Raw genomic sequence first — 15,015 nt, forward strand, 5'->3', positions numbered from 1 at the left:
TCCTCACACCGTGGGTATTCCGTTTGCCTTGCAATCCGCCACCACGACCTCGGCGTCGATGGTGCGCAGACCGCGCGGGAGGGCAGGCGAGATGGTGTAGACAGCATCTGCCGTCTGAACGCCACCCTCTTGTTTCATTTTTGTGCGCACGTGGCGCGCAAACCCGTAACCCCGGATCAGCGCATATTGCGCGGCCGCACATTCGGCGTAGTCATCCAGGTCCGCGCTTGAGCGGGCACCGGACATTGCAACGTTGAACTGCACCAGATCGCCGTTCAGCAGACTGGTCTTCACCCCTTTGTACTGGGGCGCAGCCTCACCGGTACCGGGCGCCTGTGAACAGGCCCCCAGCAGCAGGGACGATATGAGTGCCGCGCGGATCACTCCGCCGCGATCTTGTCGGTCTTGCGGGCCTTCGCATTGGCCGAAAGTTCGGCCATCAGCTGCGATGCGCGCGCAATCGGGTTGGTCAGATAGAAGTCCTTCACCGCAGGCAGGAAGTCCGCCTTGCCCAGCGGTTCGCTTTCCAGCGCCACAACCTCATTTTCGGCCACCTCGTCGATCTTGGCGAGATGCGGCACCTCTGCGACCAGCGCGCTACGCAACTGTGCCAGCGAGTCATAAGGCAGCTTGGCATCCAGTTCCGCGCTCAGCGCGCGCAGAATGGCCCAGTTCTCCTTGGCCTCCCCAGGCGCGAACCCGGCCCGCATCGCCAGCTGAGGGCGACCTTCGGTGTTCACGAACAGACCGTTTTCCTCAGTGTAGGCGGCACCCGGCAGGATCACGTCGGCGCGGTGTGCGCCGCGGTCGCCATGGCTGCCCTGATAGATCACAAAGGCGCCCGGATCGATCTCGACCTCGTCTGCGCCGAGGTTGTAGATCACCTCCGCGCCCTCGATGGCCGCCGCCATGCCGCCTTCGGTCACGGCGCCGATGTCCATGGCGCCCACCCGGGCCGCTGCGCTGTGCAGCACCAGAACCTTGGCGCCGGATTTGGCAGCGAGGTCTTGCACCTTGGCCATGACGGCCAGTCCGTCCGCCTCGCGCAGGGCACCCTGGCCAACGATGATCACGGGTGCCTTGCCTGCGATATCATGAGCGTTCTTGGCAGCCGTTTCCAGCGCGGCCCGGTCGGTACCGAGGTGATCGTACTCATAGGTCAGGTCAACGGCCGCACCGATCAGGCCAACGGTCGCGCCGTTCAGCCAGGCCTTGCGGATGCGGGCGTTCAGAACCGGCGCCTCGTCGCGCGGGTTGGTGCCGACCAGCAGGATCGCCCCCGCCGCATCGATGTCCTCGATCGCCGCAGTGCCCACATAGGCGGAGCGGTTGCCGATGGCGAGGCGGGCATTGTCGGTACGGCACTCCACGGCGCCCCCCTGCCCTTCGATCAGCTGTTTCAGAGCGAATGCGGCCTCGACCGGAACCAGATCGCCAATGAGACCGGCAACCTTCTTACCCTTCATCGCGGCAGCGGTCGCGGCCAGAGCCTCGGGCCAGGTGGCGGGCTTCAGTTTGCCATCGACGCGCACGTAAGGACGATCCAAACGCTGGCGGCGCAGACCGTCCCATACGAAACGAGTCTTGTCCGAAATCCACTCTTCGTTCACGCCGTCGTGGTTGCGCGGCAGGATGCGCATCACTTCGCGGCCCTTGGTGTCCACCCGGATGTTGGAGCCAAGCGCATCCATCACGTCGATGGTTTCTGTCTTGGTCAGCTCCCAGGGGCGCGCGGTAAAGGCATAGGGCTTGGAGGTCAGCGCACCCACCGGGCAAAGATCAATGATGTTGCCCTGCAGGTTCGAATCCAGCGTCTCGTTGAGGTAGCTGGTGATCTCGGCGTCTTCGCCACGGCCGGTCTGGCCCATCTGGGTGATGCCGGCCACCTCGGTGGTGAAGCGGACGCATCGGGTGCAGCTGATGCAGCGGGTCATGGCGGTGCCCACCAGCGGGCCAAGATCCAGATCGTCCACCGCGCGCTTGGCTTCGCGGAAGCGGCTGAAATCAACGCCATAGGCCATGGCCTGATCCTGCAGATCGCACTCGCCGCCCTGGTCGCAGATTGGGCAATCCAGCGGGTGGTTGATCAGGAGAAACTCCATCACGCCCTCGCGGGCCTTTTTCACCATGGGCGAATTGGTCTTCACCACCGGTGCCTGACCTTCGGGACCAGGCCGCAGATCGCGCACCTGCATCGCGCAGGACGCCGCCGGTTTCGGCGGGCCGCCCACGACTTCGACCAGGCACATGCGGCAGTTGCCGGCGATGGACAGGCGCTCGTGATAGCAGAAGCGCGGGATTTCCACCCCGGCCACTTCACAGGCCTGGATCAGGGTCATCGCCCCGTCCACCTCGATCTCGGTTCCGTCAATGTTGATCTTGCGGAGGTCAGACATGGTCTATTTCGCCCTCAGTAACACGCCGATCGCGCTGTTTTTCTTGATTTCCGCGCGACCGAACGCACAGAATGTTTCCGGTTTGTCGTAAGAGACGCCGCGGCTCGAAAAAAGCGCCTCTCCCTTTGCCCGCATCCGGGCCTTTTCACTGTCCGAGTCGATGTAGGCGCGGATCTCGCTGTCCGAATAGCCAAGGTCATTGGCCCGCGCCCGCAGGCGGCGCAACTCACCAACGCCTTTCCAGAACCGGGCGGCCAGAGTGTCACAATGGTCGGCGACCTCTTTGGCAACGGCAACGGCGAACAAAGGCTCTTCAATCTCTGCAACGCTGCGCAGCGGTGGCTTTGCATGGCCCACCACAGGGGCCGCGGCCAACGCGGCGGCCGACATCAGGCACATGACCAGTCGTTTCATGGGGCTTTCCTTCCAATTGGAAGGCCCAGGACACACGGGATCCGGCTCGTTATTCAATAACGCAAGGCGGCCAAAGGCGCCGGGATATGCCAGCGCATCGCTCACGACTGGCACGTCCCGTGGAAGACTGCGGTATCGCCGTCCAGACGCAGTTCGGCATCGGGGTCGTAAGGATCCACGTCCCAAACGATCTCGGAAGTGCCGTAACCGGCATCAGTCAGGCAGTAAGTCACCCCGGCATGATGCGCCGCCAGACGCGCGCCCTTGTAGGACTGCGAAGCCTTGGAGACCTCGACGCGGAAATCAGCCCGAGAGACTTTCTTGTCAACCGGCTTTGCCTTGGCCTTGAACGCAATCCCGTCGTAAAGCGTGCGATCCTTGAAGGAGCTTCCGCAGCCCATCAAAAGTGCGCCTGCAGCGGCGAGTGCCAAAAGAGTGTTCACCGACATGGAAAAACCGCCGACTCCCGCAACGCGAACAGCAGCGCGGGCGTCTTTTGCCCGGCGGTATCGATCTGCATATCTGGGGAGTTTTGCCATGGTCGTTGGCCTTCCTTTGGTGTCCGTTACTCGGCCGCCATCGCGCCCATGCGGCCCGATTTCTGCGCCTTGATGCGGTCTTCGATTTCTTCGCGGAAGTTCTTGATCAGGCCCTGGATCGGCCAGGCGGCCGCATCGCCAAGGGCGCAGATGGTGTGGCCTTCGACCTGTTTGGTCACATCCCACAGCATGTCGATCTCTTCCAACTCGGCCTCGCCTTTGACCAGGCGGTCCATGACGCGCATCATCCAGCCGGTGCCTTCGCGGCATGGGGTACACTGGCCGCAGCTTTCGTGCTTGTAGAATTTCGAAAGACGCCAGATCGCCTTGATGATATCGGTCTGCTTGTCCATGACAATCACCGCCGCCGTGCCAAGGCCCGAGCCCAGCTCGCCGCGCAGGTAGTCGAAATCCATGATCGCATCGCGCATGTTCTCACCGCGCACGCAGGGCACCGAAGAGCCGCCCGGGATCACCGCCAGGAGGTTGTCCCAGCCGCCGCGAATGCCACCGCAGTGCTTTTCGATCAGCTCTTCAAAGGGGATCGACATCGCCTCTTCGACGACGCAGGGATTGTTCACATGACCGGAGATCGCAAAGAGCTTGGTGCCCGCGTTGTTGGGACGGCCAAAGCCTGCGAACCACTCGGCGCCGCGGCGCAGGATGGTGGGCACAACGGCGATGGATTCCACGTTGTTCACCGTAGTCGGGCAGCCATAAAGACCCGCGCCCGCCGGGAACGGCGGCTTCATGCGGGGCATGCCCTTCTTGCCTTCAAGGCTTTCGATCAGGGCGGTTTCCTCACCGCAGATATAGGCGCCGGCACCGTGGTGCAGGAAGACGTCGAAGTCCCAGCCCGACCCGGCAGCGTTCTTGCCCAGAAGACCCTTGTCATAGCATTCGTCGATGGCTGCCTGCAGCGCCTCACGCTCGCGAATGTACTCGCCGCGCAGGTAGATGTAGCAGGTGTGGGCGTTCATCGCGAAAGAGGCGATCAGCGCGCCTTCGATAAGCGTATGCGGATCATGACGCATGATTTCGCGGTCTTTGCAGGTGCCGGGCTCGGATTCATCCGCGTTGATCACCAGATAGGCCGGGCGACCGTCGCTTTCCTTGGGCATGAAGGACCACTTGAGGCCGGTGGGAAAGCCCGCACCACCCCGGCCGCGCAGGCCGGAGTCCTTCATGGTCTGGATGATCCAGTCCCGCCCCTTTTCGATCAGACCGGCGGTGCCATCCCAGTGGCCGCGCGCCTGAGCGCCTTTGAGCGTCCGCTCATGCATCCCGTACAGGTTGGTAAAGATCCGGTCCTGGTCCTTCAGCATGTCTGCCTACCTTTGGTTGTCCTGACGCATGCGCCAGAGTTGAACGATGTTGACCCCTGCATAGATCATCCCCGCCAGCGCGAGGAAATCGAACAAAAGAGCGTAGCGGCCCGGCAATCCGATGGCCGGACCGATGAACAGGGTCAAAGCAAGCCAGGCCAGCATGGTTCCGGCAATCACAAGGGAGATATGGCGTCCCTTGGCAGCAATCGCTTTGTCCTTGTCCGTGCTCATTGGGTCCCAATGTCTGCTCCCCCGCCCCGATGATCACTGGGGCGGAAGACGGGTTAATCTTCGTAGCGGCCGTCGTCTTTGGCCTTTTTGGCAAACTCGGTCTCTTCGCCCGATGCCAGTTGCGCCGCCTGGGCGATCCAGCCGTCGCGTTCGATGCGGCCCTTGAACTTCAGGCGGCTGTCGACCCATGCGACTTCGGCCTCGGTCCATTTGGCGATCTGGTCAAAGTGGAAGAAGCCCAGCTCGTTCAGGGTTTGCTCCAGTTTGGGGCCGACACCTTTCAAGAGCTTCAGATCGTCCGCCTTGCCACCGCGAGCCTCTGTCAGAGTCTCTGGCGCTGCTTCTTCCGTCGCTTTGGCGGCTGCCCCTTCTGGCGATGCTGGCTCTGGCTTGGCTGCCTTTTTCACCGGTGCCTTTTTCGGGGCGGGCTTTGCCTCGGCGGCCTGTTTGGCAGCGGGTTTTGCAGCCTCGGGCGCCTTGGGCGGCTGACCTTCGGCAGCGCGGCCTGCAACCACACCATCCTTGTCAATCCAGGGTGTCAGGATCGGCACCTCATCGCCCTGAATGCGCTTGACGCTGTCGCCCAGATCCACGGCCAGCTGCACCGACGCGTTATACTGCGTCTTGCCGCTGTCGTATTCGGTGAGCGAGGTCAGGCCCGATTTCGGCTCTGCCGCGTAGCGACCATTCTGCGGACCCGGCACAACCGGTTGGCCTGCCGACAGATCATCCAGGATCTTGGTGAAGCTTTCGGTGGTCAGGTCCTCGAAGTAATCCTTACCGATCTGCGCCATGGGCGCATTCGTGCAGGAGCCGAGGCACTCGACCTCTTCCCAGGTGAACTTGCCATCCGCAGACAGGGTAAAGGGCTTTGGCGCGATCTTTTCCTTGCAGACCGCGATCAGGTCTTCGGCGCCGCAGATCATGCAGGACGTGGTGCCACAGATCTGCACATGCGCCACCGAGCCCGTCGGCTGCAGCTGGAACATGAAGTAGAAAGAGGCCACCTCAAGCACGCGGATATAGGCCATGCCCAGCATGTCGGCGATATATTCGATCGCAGGCTTGCTGACCCAGCCTTCCTGCTCCTGCGCGCGCCACAGAAGCGGGATCACGGCAGAGGCCTGGCGCCCTTCGGGGTATTTGGTGATCTGCGCTTCGGCCCATTTCTGATTGTCGGGCGTAAAGGCAAAGCTATCGGGTTGTTCGGAATGCAGACGACGGAGCATTAGCGGTCAATCTCTCCAAATACGACGTCCATGGTGCCGATGATGGCAGCCACGTCGGCAAGTTGGTGACCCTTGGCCACATGGTCCATGGCTTGCAGGTGCAGATAGCCCGGCGCGCGCAGCTTTGCGCGGTAGGGCTTGTTGCTCCCGTCCGCCACAAGGTAGACGCCGAATTCGCCCTTGGGCGCCTCGACGGCGGCGTAGACTTCGCCCGAGGGCACGTGGAAGCCTTCGGTGTACAGCTTGAAGTGGTGGATCAGGCTTTCCATCGAGGTTTTCATGTCGCCGCGTTTCGGCGGGGTCAGCTTGCCACGGGCCAGCACGTCGCCGGTGGCTTCGCGCAGCTTGTGGATGGCCTGACGGATGATCGACAGCGACTGGCGCATCTCTTCCATACGGACGAGGTAGCGATCATAGCAGTCACCGTTCTTGCCGACCGGGATCTGGAATTCGAATTCGTCGTAGCACTCATAGGGCTGCGCGCGACGCAGATCCCAGGCGAGGCCCGATCCGCGCACCATGACGCCAGAGAAGCCGTAATCCTGAATTTCCTGCTCGTTCACCACGCCAATGTCGCAGTTACGCTGCTTGAAGATCCGGTTTTCGGTCAAAAGCCCGTCGATATCCGCCAGAACCTTGGGGAATTCGATCGCCCATTCCTCGATATCGTCGATCAGCTCATCGGGCAGATCCTGATGCACGCCGCCGGGGCGGAAGTAGGCCGCGTGAAGGCGGGCACCACAGGCGCGCTCGTAGAAGATCATCAGCTTCTCGCGCTCTTCGAACCCCCACAGCGGCGGGGTCAGCGCGCCGACGTCCATCGCCTGCGTGGTGACGTTCAAGAGGTGGTTCAGGATGCGGCCGATTTCCGAGTAAAGCACCCGGATCAGCGAGGCACGGCGGGGCACTTCGACACCGCAGAGCTTTTCAATCGCCAGACACCATGCATGTTCCTGGTTCATCGGCGCCACATAGTCGAGGCGGTCGAAGTAAGGCAGGTTCTGCAGATAGGTGCGGCTTTCCATCAGCTTTTCGGTGCCGCGATGAAGCAGGCCGATGTGCGGATCGCAGCGCTCGACGATCTCACCGTCGAGTTCCAGCACCAGACGCAGCACGCCGTGTGCGGCCGGGTGCTGCGGGCCGAAGTTGATGTTGAAGTTGCGGATCTTCTGCTCGCCCGTCAGGGCGTCATCGAAACCTTTGGAGCCGTCCATCATGCAAGACCTCCATCATTTACCGGTTTAGGGTCGCGCAAAGCCACCATCCAAATTGCCAGATAGGCAAAAAGGGGGAATGCGCAGAGAACCGCCGCGACGCGCGGTATCCCGTAGCGGGGAAGTATCCAGAAAAAGGGTAGCATCAATGCAAGACCCCACGCCAGCAGGGGGAGCAGCGTAAAAAGACCAGGCCCCATGGTCACGCCCCCTCTTTCTCATCGCCGGGCAGGATGTATTCGGCACCCTCCCACGGGGACATGAAGTCAAACTGGCGGTATTCCTGCACCAGGCTTACGGGTTCGTAGACCACGCGCTTTTGCGCCTCGTCATAACGGACCTCGGTATAGCCGGTGGTCGGGAAGTCCTTGCGCAGCGGGTGGCCGCGGAACCCATAGTCGGTCAGGATACGGCGCAGGTCCGGGTGGCCGGTGAAGAGGATCCCGAACATGTCGAAGACCTCGCGCTCGAACCAGTTGGCCGAGGGGTGCACATCCACGATCGAGGGCACCATCTCGTCCTCGCGCACAGACACCCGCAGGCGGATGCGCTGGTTCTGGTACATCGACAGGAAGTGATAGACCACGTCGAACCGCTTGGCCCGCTCGGGGTAGTCGACCGCGGTGATGTCCACCAGGGTGGAAAACTTGCAGGTCGCATCGGTGCGCAGAAACTCGACAAGGCCCGCGATGTTTGCGGGCGCCACGTCGACGTTCAGCTCATCATGGGTCACATCCCACGCGATAACGCAGTCGGGGCGCTTGGCCGCGATCTGGGATCCGAGTTCGTTCAGTGCTTCAGTCATCATAAATCTCCAACCAAAGCCGATCAGCGGACCAGGGTGCCGGTGCGGCGGATCTTGCGTTGCAGCTGCATCAGACCATAGAGCAGCGCCTCTGCGGTCGGCGGGCAGCCGGGCACGTAGACGTCGACGGGCACGATGCGGTCACAGCCGCGCACAACCGAATAGCTGTAGTGGTAGTAGCCACCGCCATTGGCGCAGGAACCCATCGAAATCACGTAACGCGGCTCGGGCATCTGGTCGTAGACCTTGCGCAAGGCCGGCGCCATCTTGTTGGTGAGCGTTCCCGCGACGATCATCACGTCCGACTGGCGCGGAGAGGCGCGCGGCGCGATCCCGAACCGTTCGGCGTCATAGCGGGGCATCGAGGTATGCATCATCTCAACCGCGCAGCACGCCAGACCAAAGGTCATCCAGTGCAGGGACCCGGTGCGGGCCCAGTTGATGATATCCTCGGCCGAGGTCAGCAGGAAGCCTTTGTCCTGCAGTTCGGCGTTCAGGGCCTGGGTGACGACTTCCTTGTCGACGCCTGCCGTGTTGGGTCCGGTCATCACTCCCATTCCAGGGCCCCCTTCTTCCATTCATAGGCAAAGCCGGCTGTCAGCACGCCCAGGAACACCATCATCGACCAGAAGGCCGTATCGCTCAGATCCGCAAAGCCGACGGCCCAAGGGAACAGGAAGGCGATTTCCAGATCGAAGATAATGAAAAGAATCGACACCAGATAGAAACGCACGTCGAATTTCATACGGGCGTCATCGAACGCGTTGAAACCACATTCGTAGGCACTTACTTTTTCAGGGTCGGGATTGCGCACGGCGAGCACGACAGCCGCCAGAATAAGGACAATTCCAAGGCCGATGGCGACGGCCAGAAACACCAGGATCGGGAGGTATTCCCGCAACATCTCTTCCACGAGTGGCTCCTTTCCGCGCGCGCGGGTTCTCGCGCGCCGTCAATTGGCGTGTTGACTTGGGCCGTGTCTACTCCCCTGCCCCCCCACCGTCAACACAGGCATTTGGTTTGGATAAACCTTCCTTTAACAGCGCGGCGCGGGCACATCACATCGCCCGTCAAACGTATCAACATATGCATATTTATACATATATTTCAAAAGATAAGCGCGCCCGAAATCCGGACGCGCCTGATAAAAACAGTTGGTCATACGATCGAGCGGAAGTCTTCCGCAAAGACCCCGCAAAAGAGGGGCAAAAGCGGCTTTGAAACCCGCGATCAAGCCTGCCAGCTGGGCTTGCGCTTGTCGAAAAACGCGGCAATCCCCTCGGAGGCCTCACCGCCTTCCCAGCGCTCCACCAAGGCCTGGATCGTGTGATCGATTGTAGCGTCATCGAGGCGCGGCCCGAGGTCGCGGGTCAGTTTTTTCGCCGCCGCAACTGCGCCGGGGGCGCAGGCCATGTAGGGGGTAACCTCGGCCTCGACCGCATCAGCCAGTTGATCGGCCGGAACGATTCTCGCCAGAAGACCCAGATCCACGGCCTCGGCCGCATCAAAGAGGCGGGCCGACATGAAGACGCGGCGCGCGCGTGCTTCGCCCATGCGGGCAATCACATATGGGCCGATGGTGGCCGGGATCAGGCCCAGTTTGGTCTCGGTCAGCCCCATCTTGAGGGTATCGACCCCAATCGCAACATCACAGACCGAGGCCATGCCAACGCCGCCACCGAATGCATTACCCTGGATCGCCCCGATCAGCGGCTTGGGCAGCGTATTCAGCAGCATCAGCATTTCCGCCAGAACGCGCGCCTCTTTCGCGCGGGTTTCGGCATCAGCGGTCATCTGCGCCTGCATCCAGCCCAGATCCCCACCCGCGCAAAAGCTTTTGCCTGCACCGGTCAGCACCACGACCCGCACGCTGTCATCAGCAGCCAGATCCTGCGCGGCCTGTTTCAGCTCGAGCAGCATCTCACCGGACATGGCGTTGTGTTTTTCAGGCCGGTTCAGGGTCAGCGTTGCGACGCCGCGCTCATCCGTTTCCAAAGTGATCGTATTGAACATCGTCTTGCTCTCTTTCCTGCTCCAGTCACACCGCCACGCCGCGCATGGCGCGGGCAAGTCCGGCGGCCTCATCCAGAACCCGTGCATCGAGCCCCGTGTCATATCCCAGCGCCGTCAGATGCGCATGCACCGTCTCTGTCGCCACATTGCCAGCCGCGCCCGGCGCATAGGGACAGCCGCCAAGCCCGCCTACGGCGGCATCGAACACCCGCACACCCTGCGCAAGCGAAGCGTCGATATTGGCAATCGCCCGTCCGGCGGTGTCGTGATAATGGCCGGCCAGTTTCTCAACCGGCACGCTGGCCTTAACCGCCTCAAGCATTTTGGTGATCGTTTCCGGCGTGCCCTGCCCGATGGTATCCCCCAGCGAGACCTCGTAGCAGCCCATTTCAAACAGGCGTTCGGCCACTTCCGCCACCTGTTCCGGCGGGGTCGCGCCATCATAGGGGCAGTCGGTCACACAGGAGACATAGCCGCGCACTGGAAGGCCGATCTGTTTCGCCGCCTCAAGGATCGGCAGGAAGCGCTCGATGCTTTCTTCGATCGTGGCGTTGATATTGGCCTTGGAAAACCCTTCGGACGCCGAGGCAAAGACGGCGATCTCATCCGCCTTTGCCGCCACTGCATCATCGTAACCGCGCATGTTCGGGGTCAGCGCGGCGTAAGAGACGCCCGGCGCGCGTTTGATGCCCGCCAGAACCTCACCACTGCCTGCCATCTGCGGCACCCATTTTGGAGAGACAAAACTGGCGACCTCGATCCGCCGGAACCCTGCCCGCGACAGGCAATCCACCAGGGCGATCTTTTCCGCAACGGGAATCGCCCGCTTTTCATTCTGAAGCCCGTCGCGCGGGCCCATCTCGAAGATTTCAACGCTTTGCGTCATGGCGCACCCTCCCTTGGCGATCCGGCACCTCACCTGCCTTGCGCTGGCGACAGCCTGCCGCCAACGCCCTGTCTTTTCTACTTCTGATCAGTCTTCCGCTGCGTCCAGACGCACCAGGGCAGCCCCGGCCTCGACCTGATCGCCTGCGGCGGCCAGAACCTCGGCCACGATGCCATCACGGGCAGCCAGCAGAGAATGCTCCATCTTCATCGCTTCGAGGATGGCGAGCCGGTCGCCTTCTTTCACCTCTTGCCCCGCCTCGGCAAAGACGGCCTTGACCAATCCCGGCATGGGGGCCTCAATCACATTCATGTCGCCCCCGGCAGCCGAGGCGCGATCCAGAGGGTCGATCACCTCAAACTGCAGCCCGTAGCCATCAAAAACGGTGATGGTATTCCCGGACTGCGCCATGGGCGGCAAGCGATCGCCACTCAGAACCCAGGACCCGGCGATCCGGCAGGCGCAGATCTGGTCCTCAGGGTGCCCCGGAAATTCCCAGATTTGATCATCCGGCCCCCCCACCTCGACCGTGGCCTCAAAGACCTCGCCCTGGTGGCTGAGATGAACCGAACGGCGCAGGTCGGACCAAAGGGTAAAGCCTGCATCCCAATCAAGGTCTATCAGGCCGAGCGCCTGCATGCCGGCAGCGGCCTTGTGCTCGAACTTGACTTTCCGCGCCTGCACCAGTTCATCGAGATCCCGTGCGATTAGCCCTGTGTCTACATCACCCGCAGCAAAGCCCTCATGAGCCGCCAGCGCGCCGAGGAAAGCAAGGTTCGTGACCGTGCCACCGACCTCGGTTTTCGCCAGCGCCTGCGACAGGCGAGACAGCGCAACAGCCCTAGTGGGGCCATGGACGATCACCTTTGAGATCATCGGATCATACCAGGGGCTGATGGTGTCCCCTGCCCGCACACCGCTGTCGGCGCGGCAGATCTCGGGGAACTCCAGGTGCGTCAGCGTGCCGGTTGCGGGCAGGAAGCCCTTTGGCACGTCCTCGGCATAAAGGCGCGCCTCGAAGGCATGGCCGGTGATGGTCAGTTCATCCTGCTGTTTCGGAAGGGACTCCCCCGCAGCCACGCGCAGCTGCCACTCCACCAGGTCAACGCCGGTGATCAGTTCGGTGACGGGATGTTCCACCTGCAGGCGTGTGTTCATCTCCATGAACCAGAACCCATCCGCGCGCAGCCCGTTGGAGCCATCCACGATGAATTCCACCGTGCCGGCGCCTTTATAACCAATCGCCTCGGCGGCGCGGACGCCGGCACGGCCCATGGCCTCGCGCATTTCTTCGGTCATACCGGGCGCGGGGGCCTCTTCGATGACCTTCTGGTGACGGCGCTGTAGCGAACAGTCCCGCTCGAACAGGTGCACCGCGTGGGTGCCATCGCCAAAGACCTGCACTTCGATATGGCGCGGTTGCTGGATGTATTTCTCGATCAGAACATCCGGGTTGCCAAAGGCCGTGGTGGCTTCGCCCTGTGCGCTTTTCAGCGCCTCGGCAAAGTCTTCGGCCCGCTCCACCAGACGCATACCCTTGCCGCCGCCGCCGGCAACCGCCTTGATCAGTACAGGATAGCCAATGGTGTCGGCGGCGCCCGACAGGTGCTCGGGATCCTGGTTCTTGCCATGATAGCCGGGCACGACCGGCACGCCCGCCTCTTCCATCAGTGCCTTGGCCGCATCTTTCAGGCCCATCTTGCGGATCGCATCCGCCGATGGACCGATGAAGACAAGGCCAGCCGCCTCGACCGCGTCCACGAACTCGGGGTTTTCCGACAGGAAGCCATAGCCCGGGTGGATCGCCTGGGCGCCGGTTGCCTTGGCCATAGCGATAATCTCATCGCCCAGAAGGTAGCTGTCGGCGGGCGCAGGACCATAGCCGATATGGCAGGCCTCATCCGCCATGGCCACATGTTTCGCCTCGCGGTCCGCATCCGAATAGACGGCCACGGTTTTCACGCCCATGGCGCGGGCGGTTTCCATCACACGGCAGGCGATTTCGCCCCGGTTTGCGATCAGAATTTTGTCAAACATGGCTCGTCCTCACATCCGGAACACGCCAAAGCGCGTGTCTTCAATCGGGGCATTCAAAGCAGCGCTCAGCGACAGGGCCAGCACTTCGCGGGATTTGCGCGGATCGATGATGCCATCGTCCCAAAGCCGCGCCGAGGCATAAAGCGGGTGGCTCTGTTCCTCGAACATCTCGATGGTGGGGCGCTTGAACTCGGCCTCTTCCTCGGCGCTCCAGCTGCCGCCCTGGCGTTCGATGGCATCGCGTTTCACGGTGGCCAGCACTCCCGCCGCCTGTTCGCCGCCCATCACGGAAATGCGGCTGTTCGGCCAGGTCCACAGAAAGCGCGGCTGATAAGCGCGGCCCGACATGCCGTAGTTGCCTGCACCAAAGGAACCGCCGACCAGCATGGTCACCTTGGGCACATTGGTCGTCGCCACCGCCGTCACCATCTTGGCGCCGTGGCGGGCGATGCCTTCGTTCTCATACTTGCGGCCCACCATGAAGCCGGTGATGTTCTGCAGGAAGACCAGCGGGATCTTGCGCTGGGAGCAAAGCTCCACGAAATGCGCGCCCTTCTGGGCGGCTTCGGAAAACAGCACGCCGTTGTTGGCGATGATGCCGACCGGGCAGCCTTTGACATGAGCAAAGCCGGTGACGAGCGTTTCGCCAAAGCGCGGTTTGAATTCGTCAAAGCGAGAGCCGTCGACCAGACGCGCGATCACCTCGCGGATGTCATAGGGGGTGCGCAGATCGCCGGGGACCACGCCCAGGATTTCCTCTGGGTCATAGGCGGGCTCCTCCGGACTGGCCCAGTTCACCGTCAGGGGCTTGGTGATATTGAGCGACTGCACCGCGCGGCGTGCCAGCGCCAGCGCGTGGGTGTCATCCTCGGCCAGATAGTCGGCCACGCCGGAAAGGCGCGTGTGCACATCGCCGCCGCCGAGGTCTTCGGCGCTGACCACCTCACCGGTGGCAGCCTTCACCAAGGGCGGGCCGGCCAGAAAGATGGTGCCCTGTTCCTTGACGATGATGGTCACATCCGACATCGCGGGCACATAGGCGCCACCCGCCGTGCAGGAGCCCATCACCACGGCGATCTGCGGAATGCCCTTGGCCGACATACGGGCCTGATTGTAAAAGATGCGGCCAAAGTGGTCGCGGTCCGGGAAAACCTCGTCCTGATTGGGCAGGTTGGCCCCGCCAGAGTCCACCAGATAGATGCACGGCAGGCGGTTCTCCTCGGCGATCTCCTGCGCGCGCAGGTGTTTCTTCACGGTCATCGGATAGTAGGTGCCGCCCTTCACGGTGGCATCGTTGCAGACCACCATGACCTCTTGCCCATGGACCCTGCCGATGCCCGCGATCACGCCTGCGGCAGGGGCCGCGCCATCATACATGTTGTGGGCCGCCGTCGCGCCGATTTCGAGGAAGGGAGAGCCCGGATCCAAGAGGTTCGCCACCCGGCGGCGCGGCAGCATCTTGCCCCGGCTTTGGTGGCGGGCGCGGGATTTCTCACCGCCCCCCAGACGCGCCGCCTCCGCCGCATCGTCGATCTGCGCCAGCGCCTCAAGATGCGCCGCGCGGTTCTGTTTGAAGCCTTCGGAGGAAGGCATTGCCTTGGATTGAAGTTTCATGTCGTTTCCTTTTCCAAAGGGAGGCGGTGGGCAAAAACCAAAGCCGGTAACAGCATGGCGGGAACGAAGAACGGGAAGGCAACGCCACGCAGTTTTATTAGGCCACCCTCAGTCGTATACGTGATTTCTGGGATGAGGTACTCAAGCGCGCCCGCCATCGCAAACACACTCAACAGTGAGAGAGGTACCGCACGTGTCATAAACCGAAAGAAATATGCCACGCGCGTGAGAGCAATCTTCCAGCGCGTACCGCAATCCTCACATGCAGCCACTGGAGGCCATACACGCCCGCGTGCCCGGCCATTGAGT

Annotated in this window: 15 protein-coding genes; all 15 read right to left on the bottom strand. The window is 62.3% G+C overall.

What is annotated here, in order from left to right; translation table 11 throughout:
• Positions 1 to 3: 3 nt before the first annotated feature.
• Entirely contained in the window at positions 4 to 384 is a 381-nt protein-coding gene (locus AADA15_RS02825) for a YNQ4 family lipoprotein (protein ID WP_341640015.1), read from the bottom strand.
• On the bottom strand, positions 381 to 2,396 hold the full coding sequence (nuoG, locus tag AADA15_RS02830) for an NADH-quinone oxidoreductase subunit NuoG (RefSeq protein ID WP_341640016.1): 2,016 nt from the start codon (positions 2,394 to 2,396) through the stop codon (positions 381 to 383). The genes AADA15_RS02825 and nuoG overlap by 4 nt, the downstream gene beginning before the upstream one ends.
• Before the next feature lie 3 nt (positions 2,397 to 2,399).
• A complete protein-coding gene (locus tag AADA15_RS02835) occupies positions 2,400 to 2,810 on the bottom strand; it encodes a DUF5333 domain-containing protein (protein WP_437343163.1) in 411 nt (136 codons plus the stop codon).
• Between the two features lie 101 nt (positions 2,811 to 2,911).
• Complete coding sequence (locus tag AADA15_RS02840) at positions 2,912 to 3,349, bottom strand: hypothetical protein (protein ID WP_341640017.1); 438 nt, start codon at positions 3,347 to 3,349, stop codon at positions 2,912 to 2,914.
• A gap of 26 nt (positions 3,350 to 3,375) precedes the next feature.
• Positions 3,376 to 4,674: an NADH-quinone oxidoreductase subunit NuoF gene (gene nuoF, locus AADA15_RS02845; RefSeq protein ID WP_341640018.1), complete on the bottom strand. Its 1,299-nt coding sequence runs from the start codon at positions 4,672 to 4,674 to the stop codon at positions 3,376 to 3,378.
• Between the two features lie 6 nt (positions 4,675 to 4,680).
• Positions 4,681 to 4,908, bottom strand: coding sequence for a DUF5337 domain-containing protein (locus AADA15_RS02850; RefSeq protein WP_192967081.1), 228 nt, complete (start codon positions 4,906 to 4,908; stop codon positions 4,681 to 4,683).
• Between the two features lie 53 nt (positions 4,909 to 4,961).
• Entirely contained in the window at positions 4,962 to 6,137 is a 1,176-nt protein-coding gene (locus AADA15_RS02855; RefSeq protein ID WP_341640019.1) for an NADH-quinone oxidoreductase subunit E, read from the bottom strand.
• Entirely contained in the window at positions 6,137 to 7,351 is a 1,215-nt protein-coding gene (locus tag AADA15_RS02860; protein ID WP_341640074.1) for an NADH-quinone oxidoreductase subunit D, read from the bottom strand. The genes AADA15_RS02855 and AADA15_RS02860 overlap by 1 nt, the downstream gene beginning before the upstream one ends.
• A 202-nt stretch (positions 7,352 to 7,553) precedes the next feature.
• On the bottom strand, positions 7,554 to 8,156 hold the full coding sequence (locus tag AADA15_RS02865) for an NADH-quinone oxidoreductase subunit C (protein WP_341640020.1): 603 nt from the start codon (positions 8,154 to 8,156) through the stop codon (positions 7,554 to 7,556).
• Between the two features lie 23 nt (positions 8,157 to 8,179).
• Positions 8,180 to 8,713, bottom strand: coding sequence for a NuoB/complex I 20 kDa subunit family protein (locus tag AADA15_RS02870; protein ID WP_341640021.1), 534 nt, complete (start codon positions 8,711 to 8,713; stop codon positions 8,180 to 8,182).
• A complete protein-coding gene (locus AADA15_RS02875; RefSeq protein WP_192967085.1) occupies positions 8,704 to 9,069 on the bottom strand; it encodes an NADH-quinone oxidoreductase subunit A in 366 nt (121 codons plus the stop codon). The genes AADA15_RS02870 and AADA15_RS02875 overlap by 10 nt, the downstream gene beginning before the upstream one ends.
• Before the next feature lie 317 nt (positions 9,070 to 9,386).
• A complete protein-coding gene (locus AADA15_RS02880; protein WP_341640022.1) occupies positions 9,387 to 10,169 on the bottom strand; it encodes a crotonase/enoyl-CoA hydratase family protein in 783 nt (260 codons plus the stop codon).
• 25 nt (positions 10,170 to 10,194) lie between these two features.
• On the bottom strand, positions 10,195 to 11,055 hold the full coding sequence (locus AADA15_RS02885) for a hydroxymethylglutaryl-CoA lyase (protein WP_341640023.1): 861 nt from the start codon (positions 11,053 to 11,055) through the stop codon (positions 10,195 to 10,197).
• An 87-nt stretch (positions 11,056 to 11,142) separates the two neighbouring features.
• Positions 11,143 to 13,092, bottom strand: coding sequence for an acetyl/propionyl/methylcrotonyl-CoA carboxylase subunit alpha (locus AADA15_RS02890; protein ID WP_341640024.1), 1,950 nt, complete (start codon positions 13,090 to 13,092; stop codon positions 11,143 to 11,145).
• A gap of 9 nt (positions 13,093 to 13,101) precedes the next feature.
• Positions 13,102 to 14,706, bottom strand: a complete 1,605-nt coding sequence (locus AADA15_RS02895; protein ID WP_341640025.1) for a carboxyl transferase domain-containing protein — start codon at positions 14,704 to 14,706, stop codon at positions 13,102 to 13,104.
• Positions 14,707 to 15,015 lie beyond the last annotated feature (309 nt).

The sequence above is a fragment of the Phycobacter sedimenti genome, assembly GCF_038148855.1.
Taxonomy (GTDB): domain Bacteria; phylum Pseudomonadota; class Alphaproteobacteria; order Rhodobacterales; family Rhodobacteraceae; genus Phycobacter; species Phycobacter sedimenti.

Coding starts and splice junctions, on each gene's coding strand:
- AADA15_RS02865 (WP_341640020.1), bottom strand. CDS start 8,156: ATGACTGAAGCACTGAACGAACTCGGATCCCAGATCGCGGCCAAGCGC.
- nuoG (WP_341640016.1), bottom strand. CDS start 2,396: ATGTCTGACCTCCGCAAGATCAACATTGACGGAACCGAGATCGAGGTG.
- AADA15_RS02895 (WP_341640025.1), bottom strand. CDS start 14,706: ATGAAACTTCAATCCAAGGCAATGCCTTCCTCCGAAGGCTTCAAACAG.
- nuoF (WP_341640018.1), bottom strand. CDS start 4,674: ATGCTGAAGGACCAGGACCGGATCTTTACCAACCTGTACGGGATGCAT.
- AADA15_RS02860 (WP_341640074.1), bottom strand. CDS start 7,351: ATGGACGGCTCCAAAGGTTTCGATGACGCCCTGACGGGCGAGCAGAAG.
- AADA15_RS02890 (WP_341640024.1), bottom strand. CDS start 13,092: ATGTTTGACAAAATTCTGATCGCAAACCGGGGCGAAATCGCCTGCCGT.
- AADA15_RS02840 (WP_341640017.1), bottom strand. CDS start 3,349: ATGGCAAAACTCCCCAGATATGCAGATCGATACCGCCGGGCAAAAGAC.
- AADA15_RS02870 (WP_341640021.1), bottom strand. CDS start 8,713: ATGGGAGTGATGACCGGACCCAACACGGCAGGCGTCGACAAGGAAGTC.
- AADA15_RS02880 (WP_341640022.1), bottom strand. CDS start 10,169: ATGTTCAATACGATCACTTTGGAAACGGATGAGCGCGGCGTCGCAACG.
- AADA15_RS02850 (WP_192967081.1), bottom strand. CDS start 4,908: ATGAGCACGGACAAGGACAAAGCGATTGCTGCCAAGGGACGCCATATC.
- AADA15_RS02835 (WP_437343163.1), bottom strand. CDS start 2,810: ATGAAACGACTGGTCATGTGCCTGATGTCGGCCGCCGCGTTGGCCGCG.
- AADA15_RS02885 (WP_341640023.1), bottom strand. CDS start 11,055: ATGACGCAAAGCGTTGAAATCTTCGAGATGGGCCCGCGCGACGGGCTT.
- AADA15_RS02855 (WP_341640019.1), bottom strand. CDS start 6,137: ATGCTCCGTCGTCTGCATTCCGAACAACCCGATAGCTTTGCCTTTACG.